An 8396-nucleotide genomic window follows, 5' to 3' on the forward strand; every position below is an offset into this window, starting at 1 on the left:
GTCGATACCGTGGTCGGCGCCCTTGACCAGTATGTCGGGCAGCAGCGCTTCGATCAGCGCCAGCGGCGTATCTTCCTCGAACACCACGACCGCGTCGACCGAGGCGAGTGCTGCCAGCACGCAGGCGCGGTCGTGCTGGTCGTTGACCGGCCGGCCGGCGCCCTTCAGGCGCCGCACCGAGGCATCGCTGTTGAGGCCGAGCACCAGCCGGTCGCACTGGCTTCGCGCCGCGTGCAGCAAGCTGACATGGCCGGCATGCAGGATGTCGAAGCAACCATTGGTGAAGCCGACGCTCAGGCCCTCTTCCTTCCACGCCGCCACCATGCGGGCGGCCGATGTGGCGTCGAGGATGGCGTCCTTGTGGGCGGTCGGCCCATGTGAACGGAACAGCGCGCCGGTGAGTTCCTCGACCGTCAGCCGCGCTGTGCCGCGTTTTCCCACAACGACGCCACCAGCGGCATTGGCGATCGAAGCGGCCATGACCGTATCGGCGCCTACGGCCAGCGCCAGCGCGAAGCTCGCGATCACCGTATCGCCGGCGCCCGAAACGTCGAACACTTCGCGCGCCTGGGTGGCGATGTGGCGCGCCTCGTCGGGGCCGACCACGCTCATGCCCTTTTCGCTGCGCGTCGCAACGACGAAATCGAAACCATGTGCCGAAATCAGCTGGCGCGCGGCAGCCACGATCTCGTCATCGGCGAACACCGCATGGCCGACGGCCTCGCCGAGTTCCTTGCGGTTGGGGGTGATGGCGGTCGCCCCGGCATAGCGCGCGTAATCGCGGCCCTTCGGGTCGACCAGCACCGGCTTTCCAGCCTCGCGGCAGATGGCGATCAAGTCGCCGGCGACGCCGTCGAGCAGGATGCCTTTGCCGTAATCGGACAGGATGACGATGTCGGCGTGCGCCAGCGCGGCGCGGAAATGGCGGATCAGGCCGGCTCGCTCCGCGGCGCCGAGCGGCTTGATCTCCTCTTCATCGAAACGCAGCACCTGCTGGTTGAGCGCGCTGAAGCGGCTTTTGGACGATGTCATGCGACCAGGCTCCTGCGCGAGGCCCGCCGTATCGGCGCCAAGTTCCCGCAGCATCCGCACCAGACTGTCGCCCGCCAGATCGGCGCCGATTACGGAAACGGGGACAGCGGCAGCGCCGAGCGAAACGATGTTGGCCACGACATTGCCGGCGCCGCCCATGGTCGAGGTCTCGCCGCGCCCATGCAGCACCGGGATCGGCGCTTCCGGCGAGATCCGCTCGATGACGCCGTTGACGAAACGATCGAGGATGAAGTCGCCGACCACCAGCACGGTGGCTTGGCCGAACCGCGCAATGGCGCGGTGCAATGGTTCTGGAGAAGGCGGATTGTGCTTGATCATGTCACTGGCAACGCGAGGGTAAGGCAAATCTCAATTGTGATGAAAATTGTCAATTTACGGGCCGGATCGTTCATGCCTGCCGATATACCGCAAATCCACGCAGCGCAACGTCAGGACATGACCCGCGACTGTCCGATGCGTCAGCTCTTCTGCAGGGCAACATGGACGCCCAGCCCGACCAGCACCGCCCCTCCCGCCCGCTGCATCAGCCGCTGGGCGCGGCTTGAACGCCGCAGGCGGCCGATCACGGCGCCCGCCAGGAACACGCAGACGATATCGGCCGAGGAGAACATCAGATTGACTATCGTGCCGAGCACGACGAACTGCAGCCAGACCGGAAACGCCGCCGAGGCGTCGATGAATTGCGGCAGGAACGCCATGAAGAAGATCGCTGTCTTCGGATTGAGCACCTCGACGGTGATGCTCTCGAAAAAGGCGCGCCGCGCCGATTTGCGCTCGATCGCGGGCAGCGCCGCATCGCCGTCCGCGCGCTTGCGAAACAGCGAGATGCCAAGCCAGATCAGATAGAGCGCACCGACCAGCTTGACCGCCAGGTAGAGCGTCGGCACGGCATGAAACAGCACCGACAGCCCGGCGGCCGCGGCGAAAACATGCACGTAGCCGCCCAGATGAATGCCCAGCGCCGCCGTCAGGCCGGACCAGCGGCCGCGCGCCATCGTCTGCGCGGCGGCATAGAGCATGGCCGGGCCTGGAATGTAGGCGAAGATCGCCGTGGTGGCGAAAAACGCGATGAGCAGTTCGGTCGATGGCATTTTTGGTCCCTCACGATCGTGCTCTGCCCTGTCGATTCAGTCCGCGCGGGATTGCTTTGGACTGACCCGTGCGGACAACCGCAGTAAAAGCGAACATAATTTTCTTGTGAAATGACGGGCTGAACGCGCCAATTCGCGCACCCGGCTCGAAATAGGCCGACGCTTCCAGGATATCATGATTGTACTCATCGACCATGACCCAAAGGGGCATAGGATCGAGGCCCGCACGGTGGCGTTCAATTTCCGGGATGCTGACTGCAACGCGATCACGACCCGGCTGTGTGGAAGTGATTGCAAGTATGAAGAGGTTGGTACCCCCGGCTTTCCCAGGAAGGACAGCCACAAAGGCCACAGGCCGTGACTTCCGGCCTTCGGTCTCGCCGTCTCCGTGTTGGCGATGCCAAAGATATGGATATCGCCAGACGTCCGCAGCAGCGGGTTTAATCACGGTCCAATTCCGCGGCGTACTCCTCGAGCATCTCGACATGTTCGGTCGGGGCGTCCTTCGCAGCGTAGACGCGGCGGCTGTCGTTGCCGAAGCGCGCTTCGTAGGCCTCGATGCTCATCAGGACGTATCTCGGCTTGTTGTGGCGAGTGATGGAGACCGGCTGCTGGCTGGCAGCTGCAAGCACATCTCCAAGATTCTGTTTCAGATCGGTCGACGGATAGTTTTTCATGGGATACCCTGTTTTGTCCATAATAGACAAAATAGACAAAACAGACAAGCGCATAAAATGGCAGGACAGGCGCATGCACCTGGCTTTGTCGACAGCCCGGCTAGCCTCCCCTATAAGGACCGGAATCGCAAGCAACCAGAGGTCCTTCATGATCATCGTCACGGGCGGCGCCGGCATGATCGGCTCCAACATCGTCGCCGCGCTGAATGCCGAAGGGCATGACGACATCCTCGTCGTCGACGACCTTACCGACGGTCACAAGATCGTCAATCTTGCCGATCTCAAGATCGCCGACTATCTCGACAAGGACGATTTCCTGCCCCGCATGGAGGCCGGCTCGCTCGGCCGCATCGAGGCCGTGTTCCACCAGGGCGCCTGCTCGACCACCACCGAGTGGAACGGCAAATTCATGATGGAGGTGAATTACGCCTTCTCGAAACGGTTGCTGCATGCAAGCCAGAGTTTGCGCGTGCCTTTCCTTTATGCCTCCTCGGCTTCCGTCTATGGCGGCGGCTCGGAGTTCCTCGAGGATCCCGCGTTGGAACGGCCGCTCAACGTATACGCCTATTCCAAGAAGCTGTTCGACGACTATGTCAGGCGAACCGTGTTCGCCGGGCAGGCCGACCATTCACAGGTCGTAGGCTTGCGCTACTTCAACGTCTATGGCCCGCGCGAAGCGCACAAGGGCGCCATGGCCTCCGTCGCCTTCCATCTGTTCAACCAGGTCGAGCGAGGCGAGAACCCGAAACTGTTCGGCGCCTATGACGGATTCGGACCCGGCGAACAAAGCCGTGACTTCATCCATGTCGGTGATGTCGCCGACGTCAATCTGTGGCTGTGGAAACGGGGCTCAAGCGGCATCTTCAATTGCGGCACCGGCCGTGCCCAGCCCTTCCGCGCCATCGCCGAAACGGTGATCGACACGTTGGGTAAAGGGGAGATTGAATTCATCCCCTTTCCCGACCATCTCAAGGGCAGCTACCAGAGCTTTACGCAAGCTGATATGTCCCGTTTGCGCGCGGCCGGTTACAATGGCCAATTCCGGACAGTGGAAACCGGTGTCAGAGACTATGTCGAATGGCTGAAAGCCCAACGATCCTCGTGATCGGCCCACGCTGGGTGGGCGACATGGTGATGGCGCAGTGCCTGTTTTCGGCGCTGAAGGAGTTGCATCCCAACGCCGCCATCGATGTGCTGGCGCCTGCCTGGGCAGCACCCCTGGTCAAGCGCATGCCCGAAATCCGCCAGCAGATCGATTTTCCGCTCAAACCCGGCGCGCTCGAATTCACCCATCGCCGCCGCTTCGGCCGCCTGCTGCGCGGCCGCTACGACATGGCCTATATCCTGCCGGGCAGCTGGAAGTCGGCGCTGATTCCGTTCTTTGCCCGCATTCCGCGCCGTGTCGGCAATCTGCGCGAGATGCGCTATGGCCTGCTGACCGACGTCGTGCCATTGCCCGACAGCATCAAACGACGCACCGCGCAGGCCTATTTCGGCCTTGCCCAGGGCGGCAGTTTCCGGGCGCCCCGGCTTAGCGTGGACACGAAAAACCAGGTCGACCTGCTCGGCCGTTTCGGGCTGGCGCCGCAGAAATTCGTGGCCCTGATGCCCGGCGCGGAATTCGGCCCTGCCAAGCGCTGGCCCAGCGAAAGCTATGCCGGGCTTGCCAGCGGCTTCATGGGCAAAGGCTTGAAGGTTGCGCTGTTCGGCTCGAAGAACGACCGCGACGTGACGGCGGAGATCGCAGCCCTGGCCCCCGGCGTCGTCGACCTCGCCGGACAGACGCGGCTGGAGGACGCCATCGACCTGATATCCGCCGCCAGGCTGGCTGTGTCCAACGACAGCGGACTGATGCATGTCGCGGCCGCCGTCGGCACGCCGATCGTCGCCGTCTACGGCTCGACCTCGCCCGAAAACACGCCACCGCTGGCGGAGCGCCGCGAGCTGGTCTGGCTCGGCCTGTCGTGCTCGCCCTGCCACCAGAAGGTCTGTCCGCTCGGCCACCTCAACTGCCTGAAGACGCTGGAAGTCGGCCAGGTCGCGGCAGCGGCGGACCGGCTGCTGGAAATTCCGGCCGCGGCATGAAGGTGCTGATCGTCAAGACGTCGTCGATGGGCGATGTCATCCACACCTTTCCGGCGGTCGAGGATGCCCGTCGCCACCGCCCGGACCTGACCTTCGACTGGTGCGTCGAAGAGGCATTCGCCGGAATCGTCGCGCTTCACCCGGCGATCGACAAGATTCATACGGTGGCGATCCGGCGCTGGCGCAAGGCGCTGCTTGACGGCGCCACCTGGCGCGAGGCGGCCGCCCTGCGCCGCACCTTGCGCAATTGCCGCTACGATCTGGTCATCGACGCGCAAGGCCTGCTGAAATCGGCCCTGGTGGCAAGACAGGCGGGCTCACCCATTGCCGGCTTCGACCGTTCGAGCGCGCGCGAACCCTCGGCGACGCTGTTCTACGATGCCACGTATGCCGTCCCGCGCGATCTCCACGCCATCGAACGGACGCGGCGGTTGTTTGGCCTGGCGCTCGCCTATCAGCCCGATCTTTCGACGCTGGACTCCGGCATCGTGCCGCCCGCCGGCACCCTGGCGGGCACTTCTGGAAAAACCGCCTTCCTGCTGCACGGAACCAGCCGCGAAGACAAGAAATGGCCGGCCGAAGACTGGATCGGAACCGCCCACCTCCTGATTGAGCGGGGGATGACGCCGGTCACGACCTGGTCGAACGAGCGTGAGAAAACCGTGGCCGAGGCAATCGCAGGCGCCGTGCCGTCAACGATCGTGGTACCGAAATCGCCGCTGTCCGAAATCGCCGCGACTATCGGCGGCTCGACGCTGGTTATCGGCGCCGACACCGGGCTGACCCATCTTGCCAGTGCCTTTGGCCTGCCGACGGTCGCAATTTTCCTGGCAACAGAGCCGGGTCTGACCGGCCCGCGCGGACGCTACGCATCGACACTGCTGGCCTCGCATGGGGGGCGTGTTGTGCCGGTGCAGGTAGTGGCGGAAGCAGAAAAGCTATTGGCACTTAAACTACAAGCGCCGGCATAGGACCTTTCAGAATTCGCTCTGGCGAGTCGAATAGCGTGGTTCTTCGAGAACCGGAGCGGCGCGTACTTAAAGTACGTGAGCACCGGAAGCGCAGAAAACCGCCCGCGCATGCCCCCGAAAATCGTAATTGATTTTCGGAAAGGGATCATGCGCTAACTGAAAATCCTACAGCGTCCTTTGCGCGTCCGAGAGGACGCGCGGCGCTGTAGTCGGCCGCCAGAGTAGAATTATCAAAGGTCCTAGATGAACTGCACCTGGACGATCTCATACCCCCTGGCGCCGCCAGGCGCGTTGACCTCGATGGCGTCGCCGACTTCCTTGCCGATGAGCGCACGCGCGATCGGCGAGGAGATCGAGATGCGGCCGGACTTCACGTCCGCCTCCTGGTCGCCGACGATCCGGTAGGTCTTCTTTTCCTCGGTGTCCTCGTCGACCAGCACCACGGTGGCGCCGAACTTGATCTTGTCGCCGCTGAGCTTGCTGACGTCGATCACCTCGGCGCGCGCAATATAATCTTCAAGCTCGTTGACGCGGCCCTCGTTGAGGCTCTGCGCCTCTTTGGCGGCATGATATTCGGCATTTTCGGACAGGTCGCCATGCGAGCGCGCTTCGGAGATCGCCTCGATGATGCGCGGCCGCTCTTCCTGCTGGCGCCAGCGCAGTTCTTCCTTCAATGACGCGAACCCCTCGCCTGTCATCGGGACCTTGTTCATGATGCCTGCCTTTCCTGCTGCCACCCCCGCGTATCGGGGAAAGCCTTGTCGATGGGTACAAAAAGAAAACGGGTCCGGCAGCCTCGAGCTTACGGAACCGTTTCACCGCAATTTCCCTGAATATAGCAATGTCAGCGGGTTTTTCACGCCCAAAAATCGGTTTTGCTAAAATCATCCCCGTTTTCATCAGTCCGGGGCGATGAATGAGACCGGGGGCAACAAAAAACGGCCGCGATCGCTCGCGGCCGCTTGGAAGAGCCCTGGGATCTTTTCAGCTTCTCATGAAATGGTCGATCTGCTCGGCCAGCATGCCATATTCACGCGAACCCTTGCCGGTCCGCTTCTCGATTTCCATCAACTGCTGCTGGGCGCCGGCCAGATCGCCGATCTGCAGATGCGCTTCGCCGAGATATTCGCGCACCAGCGTGTAGTTCGGATCGATGCGCAGCGCTTCCTCGTAATAGCCGAGGCCGACGGTGACGCGGCCGGAATGGCGGTGCGAATAGCCGAGATAGTTGAGGATGCGCGGATCCTGCTTGTTGGCGGCGAGGCTGAGCACGGCAATCGCCTCGTCATAGCGCCCGGCCATCGCCAGCGCGTGGCCTGCATCATAGATGCTGTCGTCGTCGAGCATGCCTTCCTGGGGCGCGACGCACTTTTTCTTCTTCTTGTCCCAGACCTGGCCCTTCTTGCACTGGGTGACGGTTTCGTCACCGCCGCTGCCCCCGCTGCCCGCGGCGAACACCGGAACGGCAAGGAACTGTAGAACGAGCAATGCGCTCGCCGCCTGGATCAGCACTCTTTTATGCATCGAAACCTCCTGGAGGGGTGAGAATGCAATACTAACGCCGGTCGGCTTGCGTTTCATCCCGGAAAATTGCGGGCGGGAGAACATCAGGTGACGGATGCCGCGAATCCGCTATCATCCGGCAAACGACCTGAGGGAGACGGCCCTTGCAGCGGCGGCTTGAAAAGGACTGGGAGCTTTCGATCGGCCCCGACACGGTGCGCCTGTTCATCCTCAAGGCCAAGGCACTGAGTGCGGCCGTCAATGAAGACTATGCCGATGGCGCCGAGCACGAGGTCGAACTCGACGGCGAGTCCCATGTCAACCATCACCATGACGGCCTTGCCGAGGAAAGCTCCGAGAACCTGACCGAAGAAGAGCTGCGCGAGCTGATCAACGACCTCAATGTCGATGAAGCAGCCGAGCTGATCGCGTTGGCCTGGGTCGGTCGCGGCGACTACGACGCCACCGAATGGGCGGACGCGCTGGCCGCCGCGCGCGAACGCGCCAACAAGCGCACCGCGAAATACCTGCTTGGCATGCCGCTGCTCGCCGACTGGCTGGAGGAAGGGCTGGAAGCGATCGGTGCGTAACGGAGCGGTTACCGTTCGTGATGCGGCCAAGGCAACCACCTTGCGTCGGCGCCGTTGAGGGCGATGGGGTCGATCGTCTTTTCCCGAATATGCAGGATTGCGTTGACCGTGGCCGTCACGGCCTTGCTGGTGATGCCGGTCGAGGCGAGACATCGCCATCGGCATCATAAGCCCCCGACGCCGCGGGTCGAGCAGCCGCTGACACCACGAGCCGACCAGCCCCTGAAACCAAGGGGCGGAAAGCGTTTGAAACCACGGCGCCACCGGCAGGTCACGCCAAAGCAGACACAGCAGAAAACGCAGACATCGCTGCCCTCGCCTGCCGATGTTCCCGTGCCCGAACCCGGCACTCCGATAACCCAACCCGGCATTCCGGTGCCCGAACCACGCCCGGCGGACGCACCAAAGGCTGAAGCTGCAAAGACC

The 8396-nt window shown here is 63.0% G+C and carries 9 protein-coding genes and 1 pseudogene; 5 read left to right on the forward strand and 5 right to left on the reverse strand.

Annotation, left to right across the window (positions count from 1 at the left end):
- The 3 genes from rfaE1 to ENZ75_RS35085 form a co-directional block, all read right to left on the reverse strand.
- Positions 1-1371: D-glycero-beta-D-manno-heptose-7-phosphate kinase (gene rfaE1 / locus ENZ75_RS12820; protein WP_128278126.1), on the reverse strand; the 1371-nt coding region annotated here is incomplete at its 3' end.
- 140 nt (positions 1372-1511) lie between these two features.
- Positions 1512-2144: a LysE family translocator gene (locus ENZ75_RS12825; RefSeq protein WP_024504155.1), complete on the reverse strand. Its 633-nt coding sequence runs from the start codon at positions 2142-2144 to the stop codon at positions 1512-1514.
- 440 nt (positions 2145-2584) lie between these two features.
- Positions 2585-2998, reverse strand: a complete 414-nt coding sequence (locus ENZ75_RS35085; protein ID WP_224675156.1) for a type II toxin-antitoxin system Phd/YefM family antitoxin — start codon at positions 2996-2998, stop codon at positions 2585-2587.
- Here ENZ75_RS35085 and rfaD point away from each other — a divergent pair.
- Genes rfaD through waaC form a run of 3 tightly spaced genes read left to right on the forward strand, consistent with a single transcriptional unit; the run spans position 2970 to position 5877 of the window.
- On the forward strand, positions 2970-3926 hold the full coding sequence (rfaD, locus tag ENZ75_RS12840) for an ADP-glyceromanno-heptose 6-epimerase (RefSeq protein ID WP_063170316.1): 957 nt from the start codon (positions 2970-2972) through the stop codon (positions 3924-3926). The two genes, ENZ75_RS35085 and rfaD, sit on opposite strands and share 29 nt — an antisense overlap.
- Positions 3899-4906, forward strand: coding sequence for a lipopolysaccharide heptosyltransferase II (gene waaF, locus ENZ75_RS12845; RefSeq protein ID WP_063168813.1), 1008 nt, complete (start codon positions 3899-3901; stop codon positions 4904-4906). Before rfaD ends, waaF begins: the two co-directional genes overlap by 28 nt.
- On the forward strand, positions 4903-5877 hold the full coding sequence (gene waaC / locus ENZ75_RS12850) for a lipopolysaccharide heptosyltransferase I (RefSeq protein WP_063168814.1): 975 nt from the start codon (positions 4903-4905) through the stop codon (positions 5875-5877). Before waaF ends, waaC begins: the two co-directional genes overlap by 4 nt.
- A gap of 239 nt (positions 5878-6116) precedes the next feature.
- On the opposite strand, the gene greA is transcribed toward waaC, so the two are convergent.
- Together greA and ENZ75_RS12860 are read right to left on the reverse strand one after the other, a co-directional pair.
- Complete coding sequence (gene greA / locus ENZ75_RS12855; RefSeq protein ID WP_013530066.1) at positions 6117-6590, reverse strand: transcription elongation factor GreA; 474 nt, start codon at positions 6588-6590, stop codon at positions 6117-6119.
- Between the two features lie 271 nt (positions 6591-6861).
- Positions 6862-7401, reverse strand: a complete 540-nt coding sequence (locus tag ENZ75_RS12860) for a tetratricopeptide repeat protein (RefSeq protein ID WP_063168815.1) — start codon at positions 7399-7401, stop codon at positions 6862-6864.
- Positions 7402-7544: 143 nt separating this feature from the next.
- On the opposite strand from ENZ75_RS12860, the gene ENZ75_RS12865 reads away from it, so the two are divergent.
- The gene (locus ENZ75_RS12865) at positions 7545-7970 is read left to right on the forward strand and encodes a DUF3775 domain-containing protein (RefSeq protein WP_013530064.1); all 426 of its coding nucleotides are present in this window, start codon (positions 7545-7547) and stop codon (positions 7968-7970) included.
- A gap of 63 nt (positions 7971-8033) precedes the next feature.
- Positions 8034-8396 (forward strand): annotated as a pseudogene (locus tag ENZ75_RS34600) (extensin family protein); the annotation flags it as partial.

Source organism: Mesorhizobium sp. M7A.F.Ca.CA.002.04.1.1, assembly GCF_004022805.1.
Lineage (GTDB): Bacteria > Pseudomonadota > Alphaproteobacteria > Rhizobiales > Rhizobiaceae > Mesorhizobium > Mesorhizobium ciceri.